This window comes from Psychromonas algarum (assembly GCF_004376845.1).
Lineage (GTDB): Bacteria > Pseudomonadota > Gammaproteobacteria > Enterobacterales > Psychromonadaceae > Psychromonas.
This window is the reverse complement of record NZ_SNUW01000004.1, coordinates 51,704-78,605: the sequence shown is the minus strand read 5'-3', so window position 1 is coordinate 78,605 and position 26,902 is coordinate 51,704. Positions and strand designations below refer to the sequence as shown.

Here is a 26,902-nt window from a genome sequence, read left to right as displayed (position 1 = left end):
AGCACTCAGAGGGTATTACTAATCTTTATCAATAAATATGCGAATAATGAAGAAAATAAAAGAGATAAAAGATACAGTGTTTTTTTAAAAGAGGTAAAAATAACGTTAAAGGGCAATTGATTATTTTGCTTAATTTAGGTTAGCTTTCAAAGATATATAACTAAATAACAAAATATTTTATTGGCCATCTTTTACATATTATTTTATCGGTAACGTCTTATCTATCGTATTAAGGAAATCAACGTGTTTGATATTATTTCACCATTAGAAAATGTGACTTTGGATTTTGTAAGTGAACTGCAAGATAAAATTGATTTTAAAACCAAACCTCAAGGTAGTTTAGGGTTACTAGAGCAAGTTGCTTTTAAAGTCGCTTTAGTGCAACAAACATTAACGCCTGTATTAACTAAACCAAGCATTGTTGTTTTTGCCGCTGACCATGGCGTAGCTGATGAAGGAGTTAGTTTATTTCCTCAAGTAGTTACCGAACAAATGGTCTTAAATTTTTTAGCTGGCGGGGCGGCAATCAATTGCTTTTCAAATCAACATGCGATTGATTTAAAAATAGTAAATGCTGGTGTGAAAGCGAATTTTGAGCAAATAGATAATGCTAATTTCATTAATCAACCTATTGCAGCAGGCACACATAATTTTGCGCAGCAAGCAGCGATGAGCAAAGAGCAATGTTTAGCAGCAATTAACAAAGGTGCTGATATTACGCAGCAACAATTTGATCAAGGTTGTAATGTCATTGGTTTTGGTGAAATGGGCATTGCTAATACAACATCAGCCGCTGCTATTATGGCTGCTATTTTAAATCTCAGTGGTCAACAAAGTGCAGGTAAAGGTACAGGCATTGATCAAAAAACCGTATTAATTAAAGCAAAAGTGATTGATGATGCGATTGAAAAATACCAATTACATGATGCAGATGCACTCACTGTGTTACAAACGGTAGGTGGTTTTGAAATTGCAATGATGGTTGGGGCAATGTTAAAAGCGGCTGAGTTATCGATGTTAGTGTTAGTTGATGGTTTTATTGCTTCAAGTGCCGCGTTAGTGGCAAGTGAAATGAATGATGATTTTTTACAATACACACAATTCTGTCATCAATCTGAAGAGCAAGCGCATCAGTTATTATTAACTAAAATGGCTGCTATGCCTTTGTTAAATGTAGGGATGCGTTTAGGTGAAGGCTCAGGCGTGGCAGTTGCTTATCCGTTAATTGTTTCAGCGGTTTCATTTTTAAATGAAATGGCCTCTTTTGCCGATGCAGGTGTTTCAGAAGGTCATTAATTTAAAAAGATTGTCTTGGAAGGTTAGATAACAAAATAGAAATGGAGTAGGTATAAAGTGGGCAAAGATGTGAGTTTTAAATCGATCGTAAAAAAACAATGGGTTTTATTTTGTTATGCGTTATCGTTTTTTTCCCGCGTTCCGGTGGCGAAGTCACTTAACTTTAAAGCCTTTCCATTTCATTTAGGTAATCTCTACTTTCCATTGGTTGGTTTGTTATACGCTTGTGTTGTTTTTGCTGTTTATTATCTTGCGAATGGCTTATTTCATAGCACAATCAGTATTATCCTCATGCTACTGGCTGGTTTGTTATTTACTGGCGCTTTTCATGAGGATGGTTTAGCTGATACCTGTGACGCTTTTGGTGGTGGATATAACAAAAAGCAACGCTTAGCAATCATGAAAGATAGCCAAATCGGTACCTACGGTAGTATTGGTCTCATTTTATTATTTGCTCTTAAGATTGCAGTGTTAATTGATTTATCACAGCAAAGCTCTTTGGTTTTCTTTGGCGTTTTAGTCAGTGCTGCGGTATTGAGTCGTTTTAGTGTCCTGAGTGTAGTGCAATACTCTGACTACGCGCGTGATGACGACAGTAGTAAATCAGCTGGTGTCTCACAGAAATTGCCATCACAATATTTTCTAGCTGTATTGCTCTTCTCTCTATTAATACTGTGTTGGATGCCAATTTTGTGGGTAGTTGCAATATTAGCTGTTGTGGCAATCAGTACCTTGTTATGCCGTATTTATTTTCAACATCAAATTGATGGTTACACAGGGGATTGTTTAGGCTTCTTACAACAATTAAATGAACTACTTATTTTCTTAACGGTATTGGCGTTATTACAATGAGTGAATCGATGAACTCCTTGCCAACGACCCATCAACTTTATTTGATACGTCATGGTGATGTCGATTTACATCCTGATATTTGCTACGGACAATTAGATTGTACAATTCATGGTTCTTTCACTAAAGATATAAGTAAGTTAAGTCACTATATTGATAAGCAAATACTGCCTAGTCTAAGTAATTTTGATACACCATTAATTATTAGTAGTCCGTTAATACGTTGCCAACAATTAGCGCAAGGATTACAAGCACACCTTAAACAGCAAAACCAAAAAGTACAGTTGCAAGCAATCGAAGCTTTTAAAGAGATTAATTTTGGACAATGGGAAGGTTTAAGTTGGCAAGAGATTGGTCAAGATCAAATAGAGTGTTGGCAGGAGCAAGTGTTTGATTATGTTTTTCCTGAAGGAGAAAGTGCAGCAGATTTTCATCAACGAGTGAACACTGCTTGGCAGCAATTATTGACCACACTCAATCAGCATAAGAAACCACAAACGATTATTTTAGTGTTACATGCAGGTGTGATCCGTTCTATTTTAACTGAGTTTTTACACATGCCGTTACAACACAGTTTATCGTTAAAGGTGGATAAAATGAGTGTGTCACATTTAGCGATTGTGCCGTCACAACTTGCATTATCTCGCTGCATGAGTATTAATCTATCTATATAAGTATCGCTTTTAATAACTTGATCTATAAATACTTAAAACTTTAACCGATAAGTTAAGCGCATATTTTTTATAGGATATAAGTTATTAATTTTTTGACTTGCTTTAACACTTTCGATAAATATTTTTTATTGCTATATTGCATACTATTACCTTTATTTGACAGGACTTACCATGTTTAAAAAATCTACATTGTTAGCATCTATATTACTTGTATCAGCTTGTTCTAACACAGCGACAACTAATTATGTGGACGACGTTGTTGCGTCTAAAACTGAAAATCAAGATTATGTTGAAGTGGTAGGTAAGGATATTATTCCTGTTGATCTATTAGAATTAAACTTAAGTCTAAAAATATCGGTATTATCAGTAACCGCTAAAATCGACCCTGCAGCAGAACGTACACAGCCAGATCCCGTGATCATTATTCCTGCAAAAGATGAAATGGCTTTAGAGTCAGATAAAAAAGCAACTAAAGAAAGTAAAAAACAATCAACAGCTGATGCTGAAAAAGCAGCTGCAGATGCACAAATTGCAGATCAAGAAGCACCAGTTAATCCAAATGCAGATAAAAATATCTCAACAGTTAATTTCCAAATTGACTACACAGTGGATAAAAACAAAATTGCTGATGAAGAGTTCACAGAATATAACGTAGCATTAGTTGATGGAACGGATGTTGATTTATCAATTGATCAAGCATCGCAAAGTTGTGACGACATAAAATGTACTGTGTCACAAACATTTAGTTTCCCTGTATCAACAGTGTTATTAGAAAAATCAGTAAGAGATGGTTTATATTTCAGTTTGTTACAAACGACGAAAAATGAGCAGCTAACATTAGAAACCATGATCCCTGGTCGTTACATTACTGCTTTATTAGCTGAATAATATTGAAATAAAAGGCGATGGCTTACAAAGTGATAAGTAAGTGATCAACTAGTCATAATACAAAAGGTAACTAGCATTAGTTGCCTTTTTTTTGATGAATTAATAACTTAAGTGCTGAGGCATATTATGACATATACCCTTATTTGCTTAATTTTTTTATCTTAAACCCCTTTTATATCAAATTTAGCTAATATGCTTATGCTAAAATTTACAATATTGATTGCTTTAATTTGTTACTTATATCAATTTTACTAAATAAATGATCCAACGTTATCTATAAATGACTCTTTTATAAATAACAAAATAGACCAGCTATTTACTACTTATTTGTATTACTTCAAGGAAAACGTAATGTTAAAAATGCCTAAAGTATTAAGCGTTATGCTTACTCTCTTTACCGTCTTTTTCTCCTCCAATTTATTCGCTAGTGAAGCCGCCAGTTTTGATTTAACAACTAATGGTATTGGTTACGCTGCACTTTTATTTTTTGGTATCGCTTATTGTTTAGTGATGTTAGAAGATGTGATCCATCTGCGTAAGTCCAAGCCTGTGTTAATAGCAGCAGGTTTAATTTGGGGGATGATTGGATTTTATTATTCACAAAATGGCATGAGCCATGAGTCTGAAGCTGCATTTAGACAAAACTTCCTTGAATATGCGGAGCTGTTTTTCTTCCTCTTAGTTGCAATGACTTATATTAACGCCATGGAAGAGCGCCAAATCTTTGATTCATTACGAGCTTGGATGGTGAATAAAGGTTTTACATTACGCATGGTGTTTTGGCTAACGGGCGCAATGGCCTTCTTTATTTCGCCTATTGCAGATAACTTAACAACCGCATTATTGATGTGTGCGATCGTGATGAAAGTCGGTGGTAAAAATTCAAAATTTATTGTTTTAGCGTGTATCAATATCGTAGTCGCTGCCAATGCTGGTGGGGCATATAGCCCGTTTGGTGATATCACCACCTTAATGGTTTGGCAAAAAGGTATGGTTGAGTTTAATACTTTCTTTGCATTATTTGTGCCTGCTGCGGTTAACTTCTTAGTGCCGGCATTAATTATGAACTTCTTTATCTCTAAAGAGGTTGCTAAAGGTGATGGTGAAATCGTTTACTTAAAACGTGGTGCTCGCCGTATTATTGTGCTGTTCTTATTCACTATCTGTTTAGCAGTATTAGGCCATACATTCTTAGGTATGCCGCCTGTATTAGGTATGATGACAGGTCTTGGTTTATTACAATTCTTTGCTTACTTCCTACGTAAAACTCAGAAAAATTACTTTCAAGCTGCCATTCTCCATGCAAAAGATGAAGAAGAGCATGAACGTTTACGTACCTTAGGTAACGGTGCGCCATTTGATATCTTTAATAAAGTAGCAAAAGCAGAATGGGATACCTTACTGTTTTTCTACGGGGTTGTATTATGTGTTGGTGGCTTAGGCTTTATTGGCTACCTAAGCATGGTATCTGAAATGCTTTATACAAATTGGGATGCAACTTATGCCAATGTGACAGTAGGTGTGTTATCTGCGGTAATTGATAACATTCCAGTGATGTTTGCGGTATTAAGTATGCACCCTGATATGAGTACAGGTCAGTGGTTATTAGTGACTTTAACTGCTGGTGTTGGTGGTAGTTTGCTATCTATTGGTAGTGCGGCGGGTGTTGCATTAATGGGGCAAGCTCGTGGTATTTATACTTTTGGTGCGCATTTAAAATGGACGCCAGTTATTGCCTTAGGTTATGTGGCGAGTATTTATGTTCACCTATGGTTTAATGCGGGCTATTTCTAAACAGGTTGGTAAGTGAGTTTGTAAATAAGCATGCAAATGACGATATAAATAATCAGACTCATCATATTGATTTTTCGGCTGCAATAATTTTTTATTGCAGCCGTTTTTTTATCACTCTATTTCTACTTTCTTTTTGCTGATTTATTTTGACTTTCTTTTGCTGTTAAATTTCTGAGGGTAATTATTTGATTGTAGGTTTGATGCGACCTTAAGCTTTTTTTGCTAACGTCATGCTGTTTTGTGTTTATGTTTTAGTTACTTTTTAGGTGCTAAGTGAGCATTATTAAAGACTAATATTTTTATATCATTAATGTCGATTATGTTAACTACCTCGTATTCGGTAGCTTGTTTTTTGTTAAAGAATTCAGTCTAATAAGCGCTGATTAAAATATCTCAAGATTAATGAGATGAAGATCAACTACCTAATGCTTTGTATCATGAACGAACTTAGTACTAGGCAAGGTTTAATGAGTTCTGCTTTTTTATTGTCAGGTTTAGTGATTAGTTTTGCTAGCAACTTTGCTATCAAATAGGACTTTTAACAAAACAGGAAATAAATAAAGTGGTTTGAAAATGGCCTTTCACACAACTTAAATACATAGTCATTAATTAAAATGGTAAGCATTTAAGTTAAAACTCAATCATTGTTTAATATTATTCACACGAAAATAAATTAAACAAAGTTAAGGATGAACAAAATGAAAAAAGTACAACAGGGTTTTACGCTAATTGAATTATTAATCGTTATCGCGATTATCGGTATTTTGGCAGCGGTAGCATTACCTGCTTATCAAGATTATGTTATTAAGTCAGAAGTAACTGCTGGTGTGGCTGAAATTTCAGCAGGGAAAACTGGATTTGTTATTAATGCTAGCGCTGGTGAAACTATTAGTGGCGCAGTATCAATAGGTTTACCTGCAAGCACTTCGATCTGTACTATCGATGCGACTGATACGGAAATTACATGTGGCTATAAAAATTCAGCTATCAGTGGTGATATTGCTTTAACGTATGATTCTGCTACTGGACAATTTACTTGTGAGTCAGAGGATATTGATGACCAGTATATGCCTAAAGGTTGTACTGGAAAAACAGAATAAGTATTTTGGAAAATAATGATATTAGCGGTCTAGCTTCTAGCTTGGCCGCTCATGGTTTACTTAAACCTGAGAAACTACAACAAATTACCTCCGCGGCAGCTTCTGAACAGAAGCGCTTAGTTCCCTACCTTGTTGAAAATAACTTTATAGATAGCCTAACCCTAGCGCAGTTCTGTGAAGCTGAATATGGTCTTCCTCTATTAGACAGTGATACCTTAGCTCTGGATGATATTCCTGAAAATCTAGTTAACGCAAAACTAATAGAAAAACACCATGCGTTGCCCGTGTATGTGCAACATAAAACCCTTTATATTGCGATGTCTGATCCCACCAATGTATCAGCCTTAGAAGATTTTGGTTTTAGCTTTAGTATGAATACTGAAGCGTTATTAGTTGAAGAAAGTAAACTGAATAAAGCCATTGAAAGCCTATTAAATGACAGTGCAAGTACACTGGAAGATATGGGTAATATTGATGATATTGAAGTTGATGAATCAGACTCTCGTTTAGATGAAACTCAATCCGTTGATGATGATGCGCCGATTGTTAAATATATTAACGGTGTGTTAATTGATGCAGTTAAAAAAGGCGCGTCAGATTTACATTTTGAACCCTATGAAAAAAAATACCGTATTCGTTTTCGTGTTGATGGCATTTTACATGAAGTGGCTTCACCTCCGGTTAATTTAGCGAATCGTTTTTCTGCGCGTTTAAAAGTCATGTCAAAACTGGATATTGCAGAACGTCGTTTACCTCAAGATGGTCGTATCAAGCTTAAAATATCTAATAAACGTAATATCGACTTACGTGTGAGTACGCTGCCTACTATGTGGGGTGAAAAGATTGTAATGCGTATTTTGGATTCATCTGCTGCTAGTCTAGATATTGACCGACTGGGTTACACCGATGAGCAGAAAGCAAAATACATGAATGCGTTATCCAAACCTCAGGGCATGATTTTAATCACGGGGCCAACGGGGAGTGGTAAAACCGTTTCTTTGTATACGGGCTTAAACATTCTGAATACCGTTGAACGCAATATTTCAACGGCGGAAGATCCGGTAGAGATTAACTTAACTGGTATTAACCAAGTACAGATTAATAATAAAGCCGGTCTTACTTTTGCGTCTGCACTGCGTTCCTTTTTACGTCAAGATCCAGATATTGTGATGGTAGGGGAAATACGTGACTTAGAGACGGCTGAAATAGGTATTAAAGCCGCACAAACAGGTCACTTGGTTTTATCAACCTTACATACTAACTCAGCCGCAGAAACTCTAACGCGTTTATTAAATATGGGCGTTCCTGCCTTTAATATTGCTTCATCGGTATCGTTAATTATTGCGCAACGTCTAGCACGACGTTTATGTGAAAGCTGTAAAGAGCCGCTAGTGATGTCAGATACAGAACTTTTAAAAATTGGCTTTAATGCGGAGCAATTAAGTATCAAACAGAACTTGTTTAAACCTGTTGGTTGTAGCAAATGTACCGATGGTTATAAAGGTCGTGTGGGTATTTACGAAGTGATGGAAATGTCCGATGAATTAGGACGTATTATTTTAAATGATGGTAATGCCATGCAAATTGCTGAAACCGCTGAAAGCGAAGGCATGTATACCTTACGCCAATCAGCGATCAAACAAGCCTTAAATGGTGTGACTAGCTTGAATGAAGTAACTCGAATTACTTAGTTTTATTGGTGTTGTATCTTACTGTTTAAGTGAGATATAACATTCCTTCATATTTTTCATTTCCTATATGCGATATAAGCAACTATATAAATAGCCACATAGCAAAAAGATAAGTTATAACTTTGATTTTAATAGATTATTTTAGCGGTTTATTTATTTTCTATTAATAGATTCATTATCTAGATCTCAGTAAATATTAGGCTTTTTGTTTATCATTCAAAGTTAATATCAAATCAGTGCTATTCAAAGGGATTTTAAATGGCCAAGAAAAAAACAGTCGACACAATACACACTTTTACTTGGAAAGGAATTAACCGTAAAGGCCTTAAAGTATCAGGTGAATTGCAAGGTGAATCAGCACTTGAAATAAAAGCGGAGTTACGTAAACAAGGTGTTAACGTTACCAAGACACAGAAAAAAGCAAAACCTTTACTTTCTTTTGGCGACAAAATTACGCCAATGGATATTGCTGTTGTTTCTCGTCAAATCGCAACCATGTTAAGTGCCGGTGTTCCTTTAGTTCAAAGCTTGGAGTTAATTGCTAAAAGTAATGAAAAAGCACCTTTGCGTTTATTGATGACATCCATTGGTAATGAAGTCGCCACGGGGACTCCTTTTTCTCAAGTATTACGTAGTCACCCAAGACACTTCGATGACTTATATTGTGATTTAGTGGAAGCTGGTGAACAGTCTGGTTCTTTGGATACTATTTACGATCGTATTTCTACCTATAAAGAAAAATCTGAAGCGTTAAAATCTAAGATCAAAAAAGCAATGTTTTACCCTGCTGCCGTATTAGCGGTAGCGGGTATTGTAACTATGTTATTACTGCTGTTTGTTATCCCACAATTTAAAGATATTTTTGAAGGTTTTGGGGCAGAACTACCGGCTTTCACATTATTTGTTTTAAGTATTTCTGATTTTGTTCAGCAATATTGGTACATCATTATTGCTGGTATTGCTCTATTTATATTCTTATTTAAAAAAGCACATCGAAGCAGCCAAAAAGTAAAAGATAATACCGATAAATTTATCTTAAAAATTCCTGTTATTAGTACTATTTTAGATAAAGCCGCTGTTGCTCGTTTTGCTCGTACTTTATCAACGACATCTGCAGCAGGTATCCCGTTAGTTGATGCATTAGTCTCGGCGGCTGGCGCATCAGGTAACTATGTTTACCGAACGGCTGTAAACTCAATGCGCTCTGAAGTAATGGGCGGTATGCAAATAAACGTTGCCATGAAAACAACCGGCGCATTCCCTGATATGGTGTCGCAAATGGTCATGATTGGTGAAGAATCTGGTGACCTTGATGGTATGTTAAGTAAAGTGGCTGATATCTATGAACAACAAGTAGATGATGCTGTTGATGGCCTTACTAGCTTATTGGAACCGATGATCATGGTGGTGTTAGGTGTTGTGGTTGGTGGTTTGATTGTTGCTATGTATTTACCTATCTTCCAATTAGGTTCAGTTGTTGGTTAATCAAAAATACAATTTACCTATGATGAGATAAAACTAATAAAAACGATAGCATGGAAATGCTATCGTTTTTTTATATCAGCTACGTTATCTGCAGTATTGAAGGTGTTGATTGTTAAGGCTGGGCTTAGATAAAGGAGGATAAAATGTTAGATGCTATTTGTGTGTTACCGACTAAAGCTTCACAAATAGAAAATGGAAATATTAAGCAGATCACTTTCTCTATTTTTGAGTTTAAAGACTTTTCAGCAGAAAAAATCGCATTATATCGCCACTCTTTACTATGCCCTGTTTGTTTGCAACCGGCTTATTTTCGCCGGGCTTCTAAAGATGGTAAACAAGCTTGTTTTGGTGCGCGTCAGCATCTTCCTGATTGCTCCGAATTAAATGCATCTTCTAAAAAAACAGTGCTAGCAGAAAAGATTCAAGATCCACAAGAAAAAGAAAATTCACCCGTAGAAGTAATAATCACAGAGTCAGTAGAAAATCCCATATCGGGTTTTATGATTGATTTTTCTAGTGAGCTTATTCATAAAATGCCCAATAATAAAAATCAACAAGCAAAAGTAATAGATAATCAATCAACAAACACCGACTAAAAAAGACCCGACAGCTACTTTGCAAAATAGTGGAACATCACTTGATGCAGTCCCTTACAATCACGCGCTAGAACCAGAATTGTCAGTAAATAAACAAAATTTAGCAAAGCTATTAAGTAGTTTATTACAAGGCAGTTCATTAGCGACTTCAAATGTTTGGGTACACACCAGTGAAAAACATAAATGGCGAGCAAAAAATTTATTTGTAAAACTCAGTGAAGCGCAAGTGATTGAAAACTTTGCTCCTCGAATGTATTGGGGAACTATTAGTTATGCCGATAAAGATCTCTTATGGCTCAATGTTGCTGATGCTAAAAATATTGCGATCCCATTAAAGCTTTTTAGAGAGCAATTCTTAGAGCAATATTCAATTAATAAAGCCAGTGATTTAATTGGCGCGAATATTATTTTATTTGCTAAGTGTTTAACTAATAAAGATAAGTCACGAAACTTCCTGCAGTTATGGAGTAATGACTTACAATATATGCATTTAGCTTTAATTCATAAATAATGAAGCGTTAATTAACGTTTTTATCTTTTTCCACCTCGCTATTATAAATGATGGTTGTTCCATCATTTTCAAATCTTATTATTCGACTGTCATTCTATTGTCATCTTAGCTATCTATTATCTTGAAATGATTAATCATTGTTATTAGTAGTGTATTTAATAAATTATGTGGGAAATTTTTAAAACGTTTTTTGTACTTGGCTGTATTAGCTTTGGTGGGCCTGCTGCTCATATTGCTTATTTTAGGCAGACTTTTGTTGAAAAGTTGGCTTGGTTAAGTGAACAAAAATATGCAGAGTTTGTTGCATTAAGTCAGTTTTTGCCAGGCCCAGGTTCAAGCCAAGTAGGTTTTGCAATTGGTTATCATCGTGCGGGTTTAAAAGGTGCTTGTCTTGCTTTCTTAGGTTTTACCTTCCCCTCTATCGTTTTGATGTTATTACTGGTTATTAGTGCAGGACATCTTGCTGGTAATGAGCTTTTTCAATCAATGATACACGGGCTTAAGTTATTAGCTGTTGTGGTTGTTTTTGATGCTGTATTACTGATGTATAGGAATTTCTGCAAAGACAACATACGTATTTTTTTGTGTCTCTTAACTGCTTGTGTCTTGTTGCTTGAGGCAAGCCTTATTAGCCAACTGGTGATCTTGATATTCAGTGCTGTCATTGGTCTGTTTTGTTTAAAAGAGAAGCAAACGGATCCTACTTATATAGAAAAAACTCATCACTTGCCGGAAATTTCTCAGTCGGTTAACTTTGCCCCATTACTTATCTTTCTTTGTTGCTTATTACTACTGCCTTTATTCGCTGTATATTCACCTATCGTAGAGTTGTTTTCTGATTTTTTTCAAGCAGGTAGTTTAGTTTTTGGAGGAGGGCATGTTGTTTTACCTTTATTACAAAATATTATTGCAGAGCAATTACCAGCAGAACAATTTTTAACGGGTTATGCCATCGCTCAAGCAGTGCCTGGCCCTATGTTTACTTTTGCCACTTATCTTGGCTATTTATTGTTACCTAATCAACCTATTGTGGGTGCTTTAATTGCTACTGGCGCGGTATTTTTACCGGGATTTTTATTGTTATTAAGCTGCTTAAAAAATTGGCATCGCATCTCGGAAATAGCGAGTGTATCTGCTGCGATTAAAGGTGTGAATGCTGCCGTTGTGGGGCTGCTAATAAGTGCCTTGTATCAACCTGTTTTTACTAGTGCGGTATTTAATGTGATTGATATGGCAATGGTGTTAATAGGTATCTATTTATTAAAATACCTGAAATTACCTATTATGCTTTTAGTGGCTATATTTTTATTGCTTGGCATTTTAGTAAATTATGTTGTTATTTAACTGCTATTTTTGAGCCATTAAATACGACTTAATGTTTTCTATTATGCTTTGTACGCTTGGTTGTAATAAGTTGATTTTATTACTGATAAGTTAAATCATGATATAAAATAAAGATGACCACTTTAATAAATAAAAATAATGGATTTACTTATTATTTAATATATACTTTTTGTGCGTTACCTCACAAAAATAAGGAATAATAATGGATCTTAATGCTTTAATTGTTGTTTTACTCATTGGTGCAATTGCAGGTTGGTTAGCTGGTGCAGTTGTTAAAGGTGTCGGTTTTGGTTTAGTTGGTAATATCGCTGTTGGTATTGTTGGTGCCTTTATCGGTAATAGCATCGGTCTTACTCTTGGTGGTGGCTTATTAGGCGCAATTTTAAGCGCTACAGTCGGTGCTATCATTTTATTGTTTGTGATAAGTTTAGTTAAACGTGCTTAGCTTGTTTTAAGTATTAGTTTAACTTTACCTAAAAAAACGGAAGCCTTTTAGCTTCCGTTTTTTTGTGGCATTTTTTCTATTAAGCTAGAAAAGGTGCAGAAAAAAAGGGCCGAAGCCCTTTAATTATTAAGCAATCAGTATTTTTATAATTACTCTTGAACACCTTGGCTTTTTAAATATTCTTCATAAGTACCGTGGAAATCGACTACTTCATTAGGTTTGATTTCGATAATACGTGTTGCTAATGAAGATACAAACTCACGGTCATGGCTGACGAATAATAACGTGCCTTCGTAGTTTTCTAAGGCTAAGTTCAATGACTCGATAGATTCCATGTCCAAGTGGTTAGTTGGCTCATCCATTAATAAGATGTTTGGTTTGTTCATCATTAACTTACCAAATAACATACGGCCTTGCTCACCACCAGAAATGATTTTTACTGACTTAGTAATATCATTTGCACCAAATAATAAACGCCCTAAGGTACCACGAACGGCTTGCTCGTCATCACCTTCTTGCATCCATTGGCCCATCCAATCCATTAGGTTTTGATCTTTTACAAAATCAGATGAATGGTCCTGTGCGTAATAACCTAACTGTGCATTTTCAGACCATTTATATTCGCCTGAACTTAACTCAATTTCGCCCATTAAAGTACGTAATAATGTTGTTTTACCCACACCATTTTGACCGATGATCGCAACGCGTTCGCCTACTTCAATCATGAGGTTTAAGTCTTTGAATAATGTATTTTCAAAGCTTTTAGTCATTGAAATGGTTTCTAGTGCATTACGGAATAATTTTTTCTCTTGTTTGAATACAATGTAAGGATTAACACGGCTTGATGCTTTAACTTCATCAAGTTGAATTTTATCCATTTGTTTTGCACGAGAAGTCGCTTGTTTTGCTTTTGATGCGTTAGCAGAGAAGCGGCTTACAAATTCTTGTAATTCAGATAACTGTGCTTTTTTCTTCGCGTTTTCAGACAATAGACGCTCACGAGCTTGTGTTGCCGCTGTCATGTATTCATCGTAGTTACCTGGGTATAAACGTAATTCACCGTAATCGATATCAGCCATGTGTGTACATACTGAGTTTAAGAAGTGACGGTCATGCGAGATGATAACCATGGTACATTGACGTGCGTTTAATTCTGTTTCTAACCAACGGATAGTATCGATATCCAAGTTATTGGTTGGCTCATCAAGTAACATGATGTCTGGATTTGAAAATAGTACCTGTGCTAGTAACACACGTAGTTTCCAACCCGGTGCGACTTCTGACATCGGGCCGTAATGTTGCTCTAATGGAATACCAACGCTTAATAGGATTTCCCCTGCACGTGAGTCGGCAGTGTAACCATCCATTTCTGCAAATTCAGTTTCTAAATCAGCTACTTTCATACCATCTTCTTCACTCATTTCTGGTAAAGAGTAGATACGATTACGCTCATTCATGACTTCCCACATCTCTTTGTGGCCCATCAATACGGTATCCAGTACTGTATGTTCTTCAAAAGCAAACTGATCTTGATGTAGTTTGGCAATACGCTCATTAGGATCTTTAGTTACGTTACCTGCGCTTGGCTCAAGGTCACCCGTTAAAATCTTCATAAAAGTTGATTTACCACAACCATTTGCACCGATTAAACCGTAACGATTTCCTGTGCCAAATTTTACAGAGATATTTTCAAAAAGTGGTTTTGCACCAAATTGCATGGTGATGTTATTTGTACTTAACACGGCTTATTCCTAAATTATTTGAGTATTGCTTTTCTGAGCATTTTTAATGTCGGGTATTATACATATACTGTGAGGTTAATCACCTCAGAATTGTATGAATTTTATGCGAGTTAATTGTTGTTTAAGCAACTAAGTTGATAAAACTAACACATAGCGTGATGCGCGCGCTTAGGGTAAGCTACGCGTCTAATGGCAAGTGCCGTACTTTAATGAGATTTTATATGAGTTTTGAAACCCTAGGTTTACCCGTATCGTTAGTAGAAGCAGTTAAAAATGCTGGCTATGAAACACCTTCCCCTATTCAAGAACAGGCTATTCCTGCTGTATTAGCTGGTAAAGATGTAATGGCTGCAGCACAAACAGGAACAGGGAAGACGGCTGGGTTTACTTTACCGTTATTAGCTATGTTAGAGAAAGGTGAACGAGCAAAACCAAATCAAGTACGAGCGTTGATATTAACGCCAACGCGTGAGCTTGCTGCTCAAGTACAAGCGAGTGTACAAAAGTATGGTCAGAATATGCCACTTCGCAGCATGGTGGTTTATGGTGGTGTTAAAATTAATCCACAAATGCAAAACTTACGCCGTGGTGTGGATATTTTGGTCGCAACGCCTGGTCGCTTGTTAGATCTTTATCAGCAAAATGCTATTCGCTTTCAACAATTAGAAGTTTTGGTATTAGATGAAGCTGACCGTATGTTAGATATGGGCTTTATTCATGATATTAAAAAGATCCTTAAAGCATTGCCGCCCAAACGCCAAAACCTTTTATTCTCAGCCACTTTCTCTGATGATATTCGAGCATTAGCAAAAGGTTTAGTTAATAACCCTGTTGAAATTTCAGTGAGTCCTCGTAATACAACCGTTGAAAAGATTGAACAGACTTTATATGAAGTTGATAAAACGAAAAAAACAGCGTTATTAAGCCAGTTAATTATCGACAATAAATGGCAACAAGTTTTAGTGTTTGTAAAAACCAAACATGGTGCGAATCGTTTAGTTAAAAATTTAGAAGCTCGTGGTATTCGTAGTGCAGCTATTCATGGTAATAAAAGCCAAGGTGCGCGTACTAAAGCATTAGCTCAATTTAAAGAAAGCCAAATTAAAGTGTTAGTGGCAACAGATATTGCTGCTCGTGGTATCGATATTGATCAATTACCTAATGTGGTTAATTTTGATTTACCACACGTTAGTGAAGATTATGTGCATCGTATCGGACGTACTGGCCGTGCTGGTAATGAAGGTGAAGCAATTTCATTAGTTTGCCAAGAAGAGTTTAAATTATTAAAAGACATTGAACGTCTTATTAAAAAAGTGATTCCTCGTAAAGTATTTGCAGGTTTTCAGCCAGGTGAACCATTACCTCCTTCGGTATTAGATACTCGTGAGAAAAAAATTAAAAAGCCTAAAGCACCAAAAGTAGGCCATAAAGATGGTGTGCGTTCAGGTTCAAGAACAGGTAGTAATAAAAAACAAAGTGGCGTGCGTAGTAACTTTGTTGGCGGTTAATACTTAACTTCAATTCTGAATAATGGGTCTGTATTAATTTGCTTATTCGGAACTGAGATTAGCTATTAAATTGCTGTTAAAAAACCTTAATATTATCAATATTAAGGTTTTTTTGTTTTTAGCGTGTTTTAAAAAGAAGTACGGCGATAATCACGGTATTTAGGTAACCAGAAAGTATCTTGTAATCGACGTTGTATATTCTCTTCTGTCACTGGTAAGGCTAATTTATCTTCTATAGCTTGTTGAGCAACAGCATAAGCAATTTTAGCGCTGATCTCTTTGATCACACTTAAAGGCGGTAATAGAGCGCCCGGTGCTTTTTTATATTCCATAGAAGCATCTGCTAACGCTTGGCTTGCAGCCATTAACATATTGTCGCTGATCCCCGTTGCTCGAGAAGCGATAACACCTAATCCAATCCCTGGGAAAATATAACTATTATTACATTGTGAAACTTCGTAAAAATCATCATCAAAGTAAGTGTTTGGAAAAGGGCTGCCAGTTGCAATAATGGCCTTTCCTTGACTCCAATTTGTAATGTCTTGCGGCGTTGCTTCAACACGAGATGTTGGATTTGAAAGAGGTAAAACAATAGGCTGTTCAGTATTTTCACATAAGCTTTCTATCACGCTTTTTGTGAATAAACCAGGTTGTCCACTAACACCAAATAAAACGGTTATTTTTGCTTGTTTAACAACTTGCTCTAAACCTAAACGTTGGCTGTTATCCCAGTCTTCTAAGTCTTCTGATTTTTGTACTAATGCTTTCTGGAAGCTTTGTAAGTCGGTCATGTTATCTGTTAATAAACCATAACGATCCACCATAAACACACGTTTACGTGCTTGTGCTTCACTTAATCCTTCTCGTTGCATCTGTCTAATAATATGTTCGGCAATACCACAACCAGCCGATCCTGCACCTAAGAAAGCAATATTTTGTTCACTGAGCTTTTGTTTTTTATTTAAACAAGCGGCGATTAACGTTCCCACAGATACCGCAGCGGTACCTTGAATATCATCATTAAAGCAACATAATTGGTCACGATACTTATTAAGTAGGGGAGTTGCATTTGCCTGTGCAAAGTCTTCAAATTGTAATAGCACTTCTGGCCAGCGACGTTTAACCGCTTGGATAAATAAATCGACAAACTCATTATATTCTTCGCCGGTAATGCGCGGATTACGCCATCCCATATACATAGGGTCATTTAATAAATGATTATTGTTGGTGCCTACATCTAATAAAATGGGTAGACAATGAGCAGGAGTAATGCCACCACAAGCGGTATACAGGGCTAATTTCCCAATGGGGATCCCCATACCACCAATGCCTTGGTCACCTAAACCTAGAATACGTTCGCCATCAGTGACAACGATAACTTTTACATTTTGTTTAGTTGCATTTTGTAACATATCATCAATTTTATGGCGCTCAGGGTAGGAGATAAATAACCCGCGTTTTCGACGATATATTTTAGAGAATTTTTCACATGCTTGACCTACGGTTGGTGTGTAGATAAGTGGCATGACTTCTTCAATATGTTGTTCAATTAGCTGATGAAATAGAGTTTCATTGGTATCTTGAATATTGCGCAGATAAATATGTTTATCTAAGTCTGTAGTGAAAGAAGACAATTGCTGATAAGCACGCAATGACTGCTCTTCAATGGTCTCAATAGTATGAGGTAATAGGCCCGTTAAATTAAAATTATCACGTTCTTCGGAAGAAAAAGCACTGCCTTTATTCAATAATGGCGTTTCTAATAATGCGGGCCCTGCAAAGGGGATATATAAGGGACGTTTAGTTGGCATAATCAAACCTTTTTAGTGAATAAAGCATGTTGTAAACCATACAGATAATTTAATGTTTTAGGAATTAAGCTATTGCTGAATTTAATGCTCTATCATACTGTTAGTGAATTTTTTATCAATTCAAGTCAGTTATTAACTGACTACTTTTTTATTTTTTATGAAGTAGGCTTTTAGGTAATCGATTAATAAACGCAATTTTTTGGAATCAGCACCTCCCGGTGGAAACACTGCATATAGATCAATATCATTCAGTTGATAATCCGCGAGCACCTGAGTTAATGTCCCTGCATTTATTTTAGGTAATGCATCATAGCTTGGAATACGTCCTAAACCATGGCCACCTTCAACAAAAGCCGTTCGGGCTGCAGCATTATTAGTACTGATATTGCCTTTTAATTTCACACTAAAAGAACGATTGCCTTTTTTTAGCTCTAAGACATTAGCCGCTAACTTGTAAAGAATCCAATCATGAGAAGCTAATTGTGCAGGAGTATTGGGGCGCCCATGTTTTATTAAATAACTTGGTGCCGCACATAAGTAAGTACTTAATGAAGATAGTTTTGTTGCTTGTAAACCTGAGTCCGCTAAAGCTGCGCCTCTAATGGCGATATCAAAACCATCTTTAATGATATTAACCACTTCATCACTCAGATTTACATCTAGTTGAATATGAGGGTAAAGCTGACGAAACTCGTTTAATGCCGGCACAATAGTATGTAAACCAACATTCACTGGACAGGCTATTTTGATTAATCCTGTGGGCTCATTTTTAATATTTTCTATTTGTTGATTAGCTGCAAGTGCTTGCTCAACGATAACTTTACAGCGTTGATAATACTGTTCACCTGCCTCTGTGAGAGCAATGCTACGAGTTGAACGGTTTAATAGCTTTATCCCTAGTTGTGTTTCAAGTTTTTTGATGTGGTAACTCACCACCGCTCGTGATAACCCAACATGTTTAGCTGCGGCGCTTAAGCTACCTTGCTCAATCACTTGTGCAAAAACTACCATGCTTTTTAATTGTTCAAATGAAAGTTTCACTATTCAGTCTCGATTCAGTTTGCTTTCGGTTATTGTATCAATAATTATAACAATGAAGTTGATAGAGTCTGCATTGTTCAGCGAAATATTAAGCATATACTTATTAAATAGCTACTTAACCAAGTGGTTACAGCTAGCAAATGTAAATAATTTTAAGGGAGCGATCATGAGCAAGAAAATATTAATGGTTCTAACATCACATGATAAATTAGGTAATACAGGTCATAAAACTGGTTTCTGGGTTGAAGAGTTTGCTGCACCGTATTATGTATTTAAAGATGCAGGTTTTGATATCACATTAGCATCACCATTAGGCGGTCAGCCACCTGTTGATCCAACTAGCCAATTATCTGACTTTGAAACAGATGCAACAAAACGTTATGACGAAGATCAAGCAGTAAAACAAGTGTTGGCGAATACCGTTCTTTTATCATCAGTTAATCAAGGTGATTACGATGCGGTATTCTACCCAGGTGGCCACGGTCCATTATGGGATCTTGCTTATAATGCGGATTCAATTGAGTTAATTGAAAGCTTTCTAGCTGCGAATAAACCTGTTGGAGCAGTATGCCATGCAAGTGCGGTATTGTTAGATGTTAAAAATAGCAACGGTGAGTCAGCTATTAAAAATAAAGCGGTGACAGGTTTTACTAATGGGGAAGAGGCTGCAGTGCAGTTAACTGATATTGTTCCTTTCTTAGTAGAAGATGAATTAATTAAACGTGGTGCAGATTACCAAAAAGTGGATGATTTTATTGCTTTTGCTGTACAAGATGGGTTGATTATTTCAGGTCAAAATCCTGCAAGTTCTGAGCTGGTGGCTAATAAAATAGTCGCTCATTTAAGCATATAAGCTTAATGAAGGAGTAAAGCTATTCGCTAAATCAATAAACTTAAAGGCACTATTGATAATATCGGTAGTGTTTTTTTGTAGCTTCAATCGCAAGTGAGGCGTTACACGATATCAATAAAAGCACCTTGAGAAAGGTGCTTTATATTAGTTACTTACTCTTTAGATCGTAGTCTTTGAAATAAATGTAAGAAGCCAAAGAAAGCATGGCCATAAAAATAAGCTTCGATTAATCCAACGCTGACTTTATGTGTTTTGAGTAAGACTGGGCTAAGTACGCCATTTCCAACTGTGACATACCAAACAATCCCTGTTAGTAAAGCAATCATTAAAGCAATACAACCTAAGCCTTCTACAGTTGCTGCTAAACCACCAGGTCGACTTGTTGGTAAACGAAATGCCATTAATGTTTTGCTATCTTGTTTGATGCCATCAAAGTCTTTATAAAGCCAAGGATAAATATCCTTAGCTTTTCTTCTGTTTAAAATTTTCATGAAGAAGATAGAAGTGATAACAAATAAAAGTAATCCACTATAAACATGAAATTGACTCATCAGATTAATATCAGCCCACAATGTTGTTGAATGAACATGCATAAAATATGAACTAATAATTTGTAATGAAACCCATATAACCACGGTTAGATGCAATATTTTTTCTGAGGTTGGTAAGTTTTCAAATAAGGCGTTAAAGGTTTTTCTTGTGCGTAAAAACATAAAATATTTATTTCTCATTGGTTTGTTTAACACTATCTTCTATAGCGTTATATCAATAATGTGATGTAACGATACAGCGTGTTAATTATTTTAAATCCCTAGAGAGTTGTCATATGAAAAGTTGTCTATCTATCACTGCGGAACTGTTTAAGATTATTTTACTTTTAACCATATTCAAAATCTCTTTCGTTAACGCATCCTTTCAAGTGGATTATGCCCCATTAAAAGATTTTAAAGGAGAGATAATTACAGTAAATAACAGAATTGTTGTTGCTGAAGATGAAGTTTTTGATGGTCAGAGCAACTTATTATAGCTAGAAAGGGGAGGTTGACTGTTCACACAAAAAAATATGCCAACCATGTTTATCTGTTTTCGGCAGCCGCATTAAAAAATAGTTGGATTAGCAATACACCTGATAGCATTCATATTAAAGGTTCAAACGTCGTTTATAGTTGTGCTAAAACTGTCAGGTTCATATATGGATTTTGGGCTGAAAAAGCTGGTTATTTAACTGCTGCAGGAGGACATAGGTTTACTAACGTCAAATATAAACACTTAGAAACAGAAGGTAGAAAATAATCGGTTAATTTATGATTAATAAGGTTTGTAGCACTCAGATTATGCCTTAGCCAATAATATGAGTGCTTAATTATATTAAATATCTACAGAAGAGATTGTTATAAAATAATTTATTTATGTGCTTCTTCGTGTGAGTTATCTAAATATGCAATGTTCTTATCAGAAATAATAGGCCCTGTATGATGTTGGAATTCATCTCCCTCTTCATCATGAGTCGCTATGAAGTTGAGTAAGCAACTGCTGTAATTTGCTTCTGCTTTAGCCAGGTGTTTGCCATCTTCACTGCGCACCAGAATGGTATCACCGACAGCAAATTCACCATGCACTTCTGATATTTCATTGCTGGTTAATTGCTCGCTATTTTCATCAAATGGGTAATCAAAACCATCCTCTATCACTAACTCACCTTGTGCTTTTGCAGTGTGTGTCATCCAATGCAAGTCTTCTTTCATTGGTGAGTCATAAGGAGAAAATATAGTACCGGGATTATTACCTAAAATTAACTGTTCAAATGAACTTTCTTTGAAACCGTTGATGATATAAGTGCTGAGTCCATGTGAAGTGGCTTTTTCAGCTGCTTCTATCTTCGTTTTCATACCACCTGTGCCTACGCTGCTGTGCGCGCCACCGGCCATGTCATAAATTGATTGGTCAATATTATGAACTTGTTTAATTAACTTAGCATCAGTATTAGTATGAGGATTTTTATTGTATAAACCATCAATATCAGAACAAATAATGAGAGAATCTGCATCGGCAGCTGCAGCAACCATGGCAGATAAGTTGTCATTGTCACCTACTTTCAATTCATCCGTTGTTACCACATCATTTTCGTTTACGATTGGTAATATGCCATTATCAAGTAGTGCAAACATAGTTTCACGTACGCTGTCATATCTTTCTTTATCGCGTAAGTCACCATGAGTTAATAAAATTTGTGCTGATGGAAAATCAAAAAATCGGTCCCAAGCGGCCATCATTTCATTTTGACCGGCTGCTGCCATTGCTTTTTTTATTGCTAAAGATGGATTTTCTAGATTGCCAAAAAAGTGAGAACCTGCGGCTACAGAGCCAGATGATACAAGGATAACTTCTATCCCTTGGTCTCTACATTGCAATATAAATTTAGCGATGTGTAATAGATAACGAGAACTACATCCTTTTCTTTCTGGTGCAATTAATGCGCTACCAACTTTTAATACAATTCGCTTCCATTGATTGTTTTTCATAATTTCTCTTTGCTTTACTACATTACTCTTTTTTATACGTGCAACTTTAATCGCAAGAGTAAAAAGCGATTTGTTGCATAACTAACGATGTTAATAAGTGGTTTTAGTTTTTTAAACTGGAACTTTGAGGAGGAGGGATATTTGTTGAATGATGATAATTTCTCAATTGAGTCACTATACTATTTCCTGCGTTGATAATTTGATTTAAAGAGTGATCGCATAAAAAAATAATATTTCATCTATACGATTTGCGTAGTATATCATAATTTTTTGTCAATATTTTGTTTGATTTTTAATCGCGCCGATAAAGGGGGTGAAAAATCACCAATAGGATGGCATTTATCAGCAAGAAAATATTGTTTAAGGTAGCTGTTTGAAAATGAAAAATTGAGCTGATATGAGTGAATAAAGTCATTTAATTCGCTCATATTGTTTGATTAAACTGTTTCATTTGGTATTGTCTTGTTGGAAATTTTCTTAATAGATATTATTATTTCAAATTAAGTAAAAGTTGGTTATGTTTGTTTTTAGAAAATACAAACTAACTTCCTCTAATCATTTTTATGTTTTTAAGGGTTTTATGTATACCGTACTTTATCAGTGGAAAATTAAAGAAGATAAAAAGGATGAATTTATCGCCTCTTGGAACATAGTGACAGATCACTATGTCAATAAACACGGCCAAATCGGTTCAAGACTCCATGAAATTACGGATAATACGTTTGCTGCTTATGCACAATGGGAGAGTGAAGATAAACGCAATAAAGCATTTGCTTTAGATGATGTTGAACCAGAAGTTTTATCAGTTATGGAGTCTTGTATTGTTAAGACACTTAAACCAATTGAAATGCATATAGTCTCTGATAAATTGAAAGCATAAGCCTTGCTTCATTATTTAATATAAGTCTGCACATTAAAATTGGAGAAATACTGTGAATCAATTGCTTAATATTATTATTTGTATTTTATTACCTCCTCTTGCTGTATTAATAAAGTATGGATTAGGTAAAGATTTTATTATTAACTTCGTGCTTAGCCTGTTCTTTTTTGTTCCAGGCATTATTCATGCTCTATGGTTAACAACACAAAAATAGCATTATTATTAAATTGTAAATATGTGAAATTTACTGTTTAAAATGAAATAGCCTCTATATTAATATTTAATATAGAGGCTATTTTTTATGTCAATTAAAGCAAGCGTAAAATACAACTATTAATTGCTGTGATTGCTTTAGAACTTGGTTGCAATCACTTTATTTGATTGTAAATTTAACATCCTCATCACGTAATAAATAAAGTGTAAAACAGGCCGCCCACATAGGCCAAGCAGCAAAAAATAATAAGTTATTAAAACCATCTAAATACTGTCCAAATGCTGATAATGTAGAGGCTCCGTGCATCAAAAATATCAAACCATAAGTAATGCGTTTCTTAACTCCAGTAACAAAAGCTAAAATTAATAATACTTGCAAGCTTGCTAAAACATATACGATTATATCGCTTGAACCACTGATACCATAAAACTTTTCAAAGACTTTAGCTGTGTGGCCGGGATAAAAAAACTTGTCTAAAGTCCACATGAGAAACACAATAAAAACACCTACTCGTAATGATAAAAGAGACCATTGCAATCGAGTTTTTAGATTTGATGAAATTGCCTGTGACATTGAAATTCCTTAAAAAATTAACGGGTTGAATACAGAACATATTAAGACCGTTGTCTTGTTTAATTAATTTCATTTTTTAGAATTAATGTTATCGGTTTAAATTATTCTGAGGGATACCACTTATAGATGAGGGCAGACAAATCGAATGTTAACTTAATAACATTCGACTTTGACTTAGTTTGGAATCAATCTGAAATTTATTATTGCTTCTTAAATAATAAATCATCTGTGAAGGGTTGTTCTTTAATTATTTTTACTTTTTGATCTTTTTTAAGAGGCTGATCTTTATTTAAGTCATTAATTAAAATGGTATATTCTAACTCTTCAATACCGTGTTCACGTTGCTTTAATGTTTTAATATCTTCATGGTCTTTTGCTTTAACGACACGTAAGACCTTCTCATTAATAGACGCTATTTGTTGTTGAGTAATGGGTTTAAAGCTTAAAGCACTGGCCATTAGTTTCTTTTTAAAAGCATGTGGCGCAACCGATGATATTTGCATTGTTGTTTTATTAAAATCAAGCCACAAAAAGAGAACACTCTGCCCTTTATCTTGTAGTGTGATTAAATAACCTTTGCCACCCCATTCAAAATTAATTTCTTTGTAAGTGAGTTCTTTATCGTATTCTTTTTTGAAGGCTTCTTGAAATTTTGTCACGTTTTCTAGTGCAGAATATTTATTACCTGTGCCACTTAATGCAATAAAGGCTTGTTCTTTTTCTCGCATTGCTATGACTGCTTGAGGCTGATTATAGAGTGCCCATTGTGCAGGGAACTCCATGGTGAACCCCATACTTGGTTGTAAAAAGAGACTCGCTTGAAAAATACCATTTGCCGGATTTTCTTCGAATACTAGACCATCTAATTTATCTGGGAAAGAGAGGTCAATAGGAGCGCGTTCAACAGTTGTTAAGCTTTTTGATACCTGTTGCACATTCTTAACGCGATCGGGTGTGTAAGGGTGGCTATCAAAATAACTTTTTTCTTGAGTTTCCTGTGAAGTAAATTCAATGGTGTCATTTAATCGTGTAAGAATATGGCTCATCGAAGTTGGTTTATAACCAGCTTTAGCCGCAAGAGTTATCCCTAATGTATCAGCTTCTGTTTCATGCCCTCGGCTGTAACGGGATAAAAATAAATTATTACCAGCATTGATTGGTGTGTTGATTAAGTTACCCAGTTGGTCACTAAATAAACCGACAATATTTCCGGGTATTTTAATAATGCTAGGGACAATATTTGAACTCATTTGTTGTACTGAATGGCGTTGTGTTACATGGGTTATTTCATGTGCTAGTACACAAGCAAGTTCGTCTTCATTCATCAGTAAAGCTAATAAACCACGAGATATATAAATATAACCGCCAGGTAATGCAAAGGCATTGGGAGTTGCATCATCAACGATTTTAAATTGGAAGGTAAATTGATTGTTGTCTAACTCTTTAACTAAACGTTGACCCACATTATTGACATATTGTTGCATCTCTAATGGTTGGTATAAACCCATCTGTGCAGAGACTTGTTTGGCTGCTTTTGCTCCTACAGTTTTATCATAATCTGTACTTAATATCGCAGTACATGCTGATACACTTAATACAACAAAAATAGGCAGTAGTAATTTCTTTTTAAAGAAGGAATATTGTTTTTTTTGAAGATTAAATGGGAGCATGAGTTTATATCCTTATATTACTGCGAGCATTCTAATAGATACGTGAAATGACTCGCAGTAGACTTTTTTATTGCAGTTTAAGTGCTAGCGTCTGTTCGATTGGCGACGGCGACCTTTTTGTGCTTTTTTAGGTGCATGAGCTGCATTCGATTCAGGTACAACTAGTTTAGCTTCAAAACCTTCGATTACTTCACGTTGAATAAAATAACCTAAATGCTGTTCAATGGCACATAAGTTTCTAAAGTCATCTCGTGATAATAATGAAATAGCTTCACCTTCAGCCCCTGCTCGACCTGTACGTCCAATACGGTGTACATAATCTTCTGCTTCATCAGGTAAATCGTAGTTAATAACACGTTCTAAATCATCTATATCAATACCACGAGCGGCAATGCCCGTTGCCACTAAGAATTGAATTTTACGATCTTTAAAGTCTGCCATTAGCTGTTCACGTACGGCTTGACTTCGTCCGCTATGGAATGACTCAGCAGCAATGTCGCGTTTTTCTAATTGACTTACTAATTTAGCCGCGCCACGTTTTGTTTCGATGAAAATTAACGCTTGTTGCCATTTATTCTCATGAATAAGATGACTCAATAGAGCTGATTTAAACTCTTTGTCCACCGTAATTAAACGTTGTGCAATTTTGGGAACAGTGACATTTTCTGGTGCAATTGAAATTTCTCTTGCGTCGGTCACAGCTGTTCTTGCTAAGAAACGAACTTGTTTAGATAAAGTTGCAGAGAATAATAAGTTTTGACGCTCTTCAGGTAGCTTTTCAACAATTTTATTGATGTCTGCAATAAACCCCATGTCCAACATACGATCGGCTTCATCTATAACTAGAATGCTGGTTTCATCAAAATGAATAGCACGTCGAGTATACATATCTAATAATCGCCCCGGTGTTGCGACTAAAATATCAACTCCTTCAATTAAGCTTTGTTTTTGAGGCTCAATATCAACACCGCCATACATTGCCATAGAAGTTATATTTAGGTGCTTTGCATATAACCTAATATTCGCTTCCACTTGAATCGCAAGCTCACGGGTTGGCGTTAAAATCATGGCATGAACACGTTTTGGACGAACCATTGGAGCATCAATTAATTTTTGTAGAATAGGTAAAACAAAACTAGCAGTTTTACCGGTCCCAGTTTGTGCGGCTGCAATGAGGTTTTTACCGGCTAAAACAACTGGGATCGCTTTTTCTTGAATAGGTGTAGGTGTTGTATAACCTTGTTCGGTTACAGCTTGTACTATCGGATCACTCAATCCAAGGGATGAAAAAGACATAGCTTATCTCTACTTATAAACGTTAAATGGAAAACAGAGGCATTCTAGCATATGCATAGCTTAATCCACTTAGTTAATTAGCTTTAGGGTTGATAGCTTTTAGTTATTAATTTAATAAA

Annotated in this window: 25 protein-coding genes; 17 read left to right on the top strand and 8 right to left on the bottom strand. The window is 35.6% G+C overall.

Annotation, left to right across the window (positions count from 1 at the left end):
- Positions 1-243: 243 nt before the first annotated feature.
- The 12 genes from cobT to E2R68_RS04050 all read left to right on the top strand — a co-directional run bounded on the left by cobT (position 244) and on the right by E2R68_RS04050 (position 12,673).
- On the top strand, positions 244-1,296 hold the full coding sequence (cobT, locus tag E2R68_RS04105; RefSeq protein ID WP_243834591.1) for a nicotinate-nucleotide--dimethylbenzimidazole phosphoribosyltransferase: 1,053 nt from the start codon (positions 244-246) through the stop codon (positions 1,294-1,296).
- Between the two features lie 69 nt (positions 1,297-1,365).
- Positions 1,366-2,148: an adenosylcobinamide-GDP ribazoletransferase gene (locus E2R68_RS04100; RefSeq protein WP_166738798.1), complete on the top strand. Its 783-nt coding sequence runs from the start codon at positions 1,366-1,368 to the stop codon at positions 2,146-2,148.
- Positions 2,145-2,819 (top strand): histidine phosphatase family protein, encoded by a 675-nt coding sequence (locus E2R68_RS04095; RefSeq protein WP_134276246.1) that lies wholly within the window; start codon positions 2,145-2,147, stop codon positions 2,817-2,819. Before E2R68_RS04100 ends, E2R68_RS04095 begins: the two co-directional genes overlap by 4 nt.
- A 171-nt stretch (positions 2,820-2,990) precedes the next feature.
- Positions 2,991-3,707 (top strand): hypothetical protein, encoded by a 717-nt coding sequence (locus tag E2R68_RS04090; RefSeq protein ID WP_134276245.1) that lies wholly within the window; start codon positions 2,991-2,993, stop codon positions 3,705-3,707.
- A gap of 351 nt (positions 3,708-4,058) precedes the next feature.
- Entirely contained in the window at positions 4,059-5,501 is a 1,443-nt protein-coding gene (nhaD, locus tag E2R68_RS04085; protein ID WP_134276244.1) for a sodium:proton antiporter NhaD, read from the top strand.
- A 698-nt stretch (positions 5,502-6,199) separates the two neighbouring features.
- Positions 6,200-6,601 carry a pilin gene (locus E2R68_RS04080; RefSeq protein ID WP_134276243.1) on the top strand — a complete coding sequence of 134 codons (402 nt, stop codon included), beginning with the start codon at positions 6,200-6,202 and terminating at the stop codon, positions 6,599-6,601.
- A gap of 2 nt (positions 6,602-6,603) precedes the next feature.
- Positions 6,604-8,292, top strand: coding sequence for a type IV-A pilus assembly ATPase PilB (pilB, locus tag E2R68_RS04075; RefSeq protein WP_445177078.1), 1,689 nt, complete (start codon positions 6,604-6,606; stop codon positions 8,290-8,292).
- Between the two features lie 258 nt (positions 8,293-8,550).
- Entirely contained in the window at positions 8,551-9,777 is a 1,227-nt protein-coding gene (locus E2R68_RS04070) for a type II secretion system F family protein (protein ID WP_134276241.1), read from the top strand.
- Between the two features lie 143 nt (positions 9,778-9,920).
- Positions 9,921-10,373 carry a hypothetical protein gene (locus E2R68_RS04065; RefSeq protein WP_134276240.1) on the top strand — a complete coding sequence of 151 codons (453 nt, stop codon included), beginning with the start codon at positions 9,921-9,923 and terminating at the stop codon, positions 10,371-10,373.
- A gap of 19 nt (positions 10,374-10,392) precedes the next feature.
- Positions 10,393-10,884: a hypothetical protein gene (locus E2R68_RS04060; protein ID WP_134276239.1), complete on the top strand. Its 492-nt coding sequence runs from the start codon at positions 10,393-10,395 to the stop codon at positions 10,882-10,884.
- A 165-nt stretch (positions 10,885-11,049) separates the two neighbouring features.
- Positions 11,050-12,228, top strand: a complete 1,179-nt coding sequence (gene chrA, locus E2R68_RS04055) for a chromate efflux transporter (RefSeq protein ID WP_134276238.1) — start codon at positions 11,050-11,052, stop codon at positions 12,226-12,228.
- Between the two features lie 202 nt (positions 12,229-12,430).
- Entirely contained in the window at positions 12,431-12,673 is a 243-nt protein-coding gene (locus tag E2R68_RS04050; RefSeq protein WP_134276237.1) for a GlsB/YeaQ/YmgE family stress response membrane protein, read from the top strand.
- A 149-nt stretch (positions 12,674-12,822) separates the two neighbouring features.
- On the opposite strand, the gene E2R68_RS04045 is transcribed toward E2R68_RS04050, so the two are convergent.
- The gene (locus E2R68_RS04045) at positions 12,823-14,415 is read right to left on the bottom strand and encodes an ABC-F family ATPase (protein ID WP_134276236.1); all 1,593 of its coding nucleotides are present in this window, start codon (positions 14,413-14,415) and stop codon (positions 12,823-12,825) included.
- Positions 14,416-14,636: 221 nt separating this feature from the next.
- Here E2R68_RS04045 and E2R68_RS04040 point away from each other — a divergent pair, with 221 nt between their 5' ends.
- Positions 14,637-15,923, top strand: coding sequence for a DEAD/DEAH box helicase (locus tag E2R68_RS04040; RefSeq protein ID WP_134276235.1), 1,287 nt, complete (start codon positions 14,637-14,639; stop codon positions 15,921-15,923).
- A 128-nt stretch (positions 15,924-16,051) separates the two neighbouring features.
- Here E2R68_RS04040 and E2R68_RS04035 read toward each other — a convergent pair whose 3' ends face one another.
- Both E2R68_RS04035 and E2R68_RS04030 read right to left on the bottom strand, forming a co-directional pair.
- Positions 16,052-17,737 carry an NAD-dependent malic enzyme gene (locus tag E2R68_RS04035; protein ID WP_208380117.1) on the bottom strand — a complete coding sequence of 562 codons (1,686 nt, stop codon included), beginning with the start codon at positions 17,735-17,737 and terminating at the stop codon, positions 16,052-16,054.
- A 129-nt stretch (positions 17,738-17,866) separates the two neighbouring features.
- Positions 17,867-18,775, bottom strand: coding sequence for a LysR family transcriptional regulator (locus E2R68_RS04030; RefSeq protein WP_134276233.1), 909 nt, complete (start codon positions 18,773-18,775; stop codon positions 17,867-17,869).
- Positions 18,776-18,941: 166 nt separating this feature from the next.
- Between E2R68_RS04030 and E2R68_RS04025 the strand changes: the two genes are divergently transcribed.
- Positions 18,942-19,628 (top strand): type 1 glutamine amidotransferase domain-containing protein, encoded by a 687-nt coding sequence (locus E2R68_RS04025; protein ID WP_134276232.1) that lies wholly within the window; start codon positions 18,942-18,944, stop codon positions 19,626-19,628.
- A gap of 152 nt (positions 19,629-19,780) precedes the next feature.
- Here the strand turns inward: E2R68_RS04025 and E2R68_RS04020 are convergent, their stop codons facing one another.
- Positions 19,781-20,341: a cytochrome b/b6 domain-containing protein gene (locus E2R68_RS04020; RefSeq protein WP_134276231.1), complete on the bottom strand. Its 561-nt coding sequence runs from the start codon at positions 20,339-20,341 to the stop codon at positions 19,781-19,783.
- 328 nt (positions 20,342-20,669) lie between these two features.
- Between E2R68_RS04020 and E2R68_RS04015 the strand changes: the two genes are divergently transcribed.
- Complete coding sequence (locus E2R68_RS04015) at positions 20,670-20,921, top strand: hypothetical protein (RefSeq protein ID WP_134276230.1); 252 nt, start codon at positions 20,670-20,672, stop codon at positions 20,919-20,921.
- Between the two features lie 110 nt (positions 20,922-21,031).
- Here E2R68_RS04015 and proB read toward each other — a convergent pair whose 3' ends face one another.
- The gene (gene proB / locus E2R68_RS04010; RefSeq protein WP_134276229.1) at positions 21,032-22,150 is read right to left on the bottom strand and encodes a glutamate 5-kinase; all 1,119 of its coding nucleotides are present in this window, start codon (positions 22,148-22,150) and stop codon (positions 21,032-21,034) included.
- 580 nt (positions 22,151-22,730) lie between these two features.
- Between proB and E2R68_RS04005 the strand changes: the two genes are divergently transcribed.
- Both E2R68_RS04005 and E2R68_RS04000 read left to right on the top strand, forming a co-directional pair.
- Positions 22,731-23,030 carry an antibiotic biosynthesis monooxygenase gene (locus tag E2R68_RS04005; protein ID WP_166738797.1) on the top strand — a complete coding sequence of 100 codons (300 nt, stop codon included), beginning with the start codon at positions 22,731-22,733 and terminating at the stop codon, positions 23,028-23,030.
- A 52-nt stretch (positions 23,031-23,082) separates the two neighbouring features.
- Positions 23,083-23,244 carry a YqaE/Pmp3 family membrane protein gene (locus E2R68_RS04000; protein WP_134276227.1) on the top strand — a complete coding sequence of 54 codons (162 nt, stop codon included), beginning with the start codon at positions 23,083-23,085 and terminating at the stop codon, positions 23,242-23,244.
- Positions 23,245-23,403: 159 nt separating this feature from the next.
- Here the strand turns inward: E2R68_RS04000 and E2R68_RS03995 are convergent, their stop codons facing one another.
- From E2R68_RS03995 to E2R68_RS03985, 3 genes are all read right to left on the bottom strand, one after another.
- Entirely contained in the window at positions 23,404-23,817 is a 414-nt protein-coding gene (locus E2R68_RS03995; protein WP_134276226.1) for a hypothetical protein, read from the bottom strand.
- A 200-nt stretch (positions 23,818-24,017) separates the two neighbouring features.
- Positions 24,018-25,487, bottom strand: a complete 1,470-nt coding sequence (locus tag E2R68_RS03990; RefSeq protein ID WP_134276225.1) for a M48 family metalloprotease — start codon at positions 25,485-25,487, stop codon at positions 24,018-24,020.
- Positions 25,488-25,571: 84 nt separating this feature from the next.
- Positions 25,572-26,783, bottom strand: a complete 1,212-nt coding sequence (locus E2R68_RS03985; protein ID WP_134276224.1) for a DEAD/DEAH box helicase — start codon at positions 26,781-26,783, stop codon at positions 25,572-25,574.
- Positions 26,784-26,902 lie beyond the last annotated feature (119 nt).

What these genes read in the sequence shown, in the direction of transcription:
- E2R68_RS04095 (WP_134276246.1), top strand. Translation starts at nt 2,145, where the DNA reads ATGAGTGAATCGATGAACTCCTTGCCAACGACCCATCAACTTTATTTG.
- E2R68_RS04090 (WP_134276245.1), top strand. Translation starts at nt 2,991, where the DNA reads ATGTTTAAAAAATCTACATTGTTAGCATCTATATTACTTGTATCAGCT.
- nhaD (WP_134276244.1), top strand. Translation starts at nt 4,059, where the DNA reads ATGTTAAAAATGCCTAAAGTATTAAGCGTTATGCTTACTCTCTTTACC.
- E2R68_RS04080 (WP_134276243.1), top strand. Translation starts at nt 6,200, where the DNA reads ATGAAAAAAGTACAACAGGGTTTTACGCTAATTGAATTATTAATCGTT.
- E2R68_RS04070 (WP_134276241.1), top strand. Translation starts at nt 8,551, where the DNA reads ATGGCCAAGAAAAAAACAGTCGACACAATACACACTTTTACTTGGAAA.
- E2R68_RS04065 (WP_134276240.1), top strand. Translation starts at nt 9,921, where the DNA reads ATGTTAGATGCTATTTGTGTGTTACCGACTAAAGCTTCACAAATAGAA.
- chrA (WP_134276238.1), top strand. Translation starts at nt 11,050, where the DNA reads ATGTGGGAAATTTTTAAAACGTTTTTTGTACTTGGCTGTATTAGCTTT.
- E2R68_RS04050 (WP_134276237.1), top strand. Translation starts at nt 12,431, where the DNA reads ATGGATCTTAATGCTTTAATTGTTGTTTTACTCATTGGTGCAATTGCA.
- E2R68_RS04040 (WP_134276235.1), top strand. Translation starts at nt 14,637, where the DNA reads ATGAGTTTTGAAACCCTAGGTTTACCCGTATCGTTAGTAGAAGCAGTT.
- E2R68_RS04025 (WP_134276232.1), top strand. Translation starts at nt 18,942, where the DNA reads ATGAGCAAGAAAATATTAATGGTTCTAACATCACATGATAAATTAGGT.
- E2R68_RS04020 (WP_134276231.1), bottom strand. Translation starts at nt 20,341, where the DNA reads ATGTTTTTACGCACAAGAAAAACCTTTAACGCCTTATTTGAAAACTTA.
- proB (WP_134276229.1), bottom strand. Translation starts at nt 22,150, where the DNA reads ATGAAAAACAATCAATGGAAGCGAATTGTATTAAAAGTTGGTAGCGCA.
- E2R68_RS04005 (WP_166738797.1), top strand. Translation starts at nt 22,731, where the DNA reads ATGTATACCGTACTTTATCAGTGGAAAATTAAAGAAGATAAAAAGGAT.
- E2R68_RS03995 (WP_134276226.1), bottom strand. Translation starts at nt 23,817, where the DNA reads ATGTCACAGGCAATTTCATCAAATCTAAAAACTCGATTGCAATGGTCT.
- E2R68_RS03990 (WP_134276225.1), bottom strand. Translation starts at nt 25,487, where the DNA reads ATGCTCCCATTTAATCTTCAAAAAAAACAATATTCCTTCTTTAAAAAG.
- E2R68_RS03985 (WP_134276224.1), bottom strand. Translation starts at nt 26,783, where the DNA reads ATGTCTTTTTCATCCCTTGGATTGAGTGATCCGATAGTACAAGCTGTA.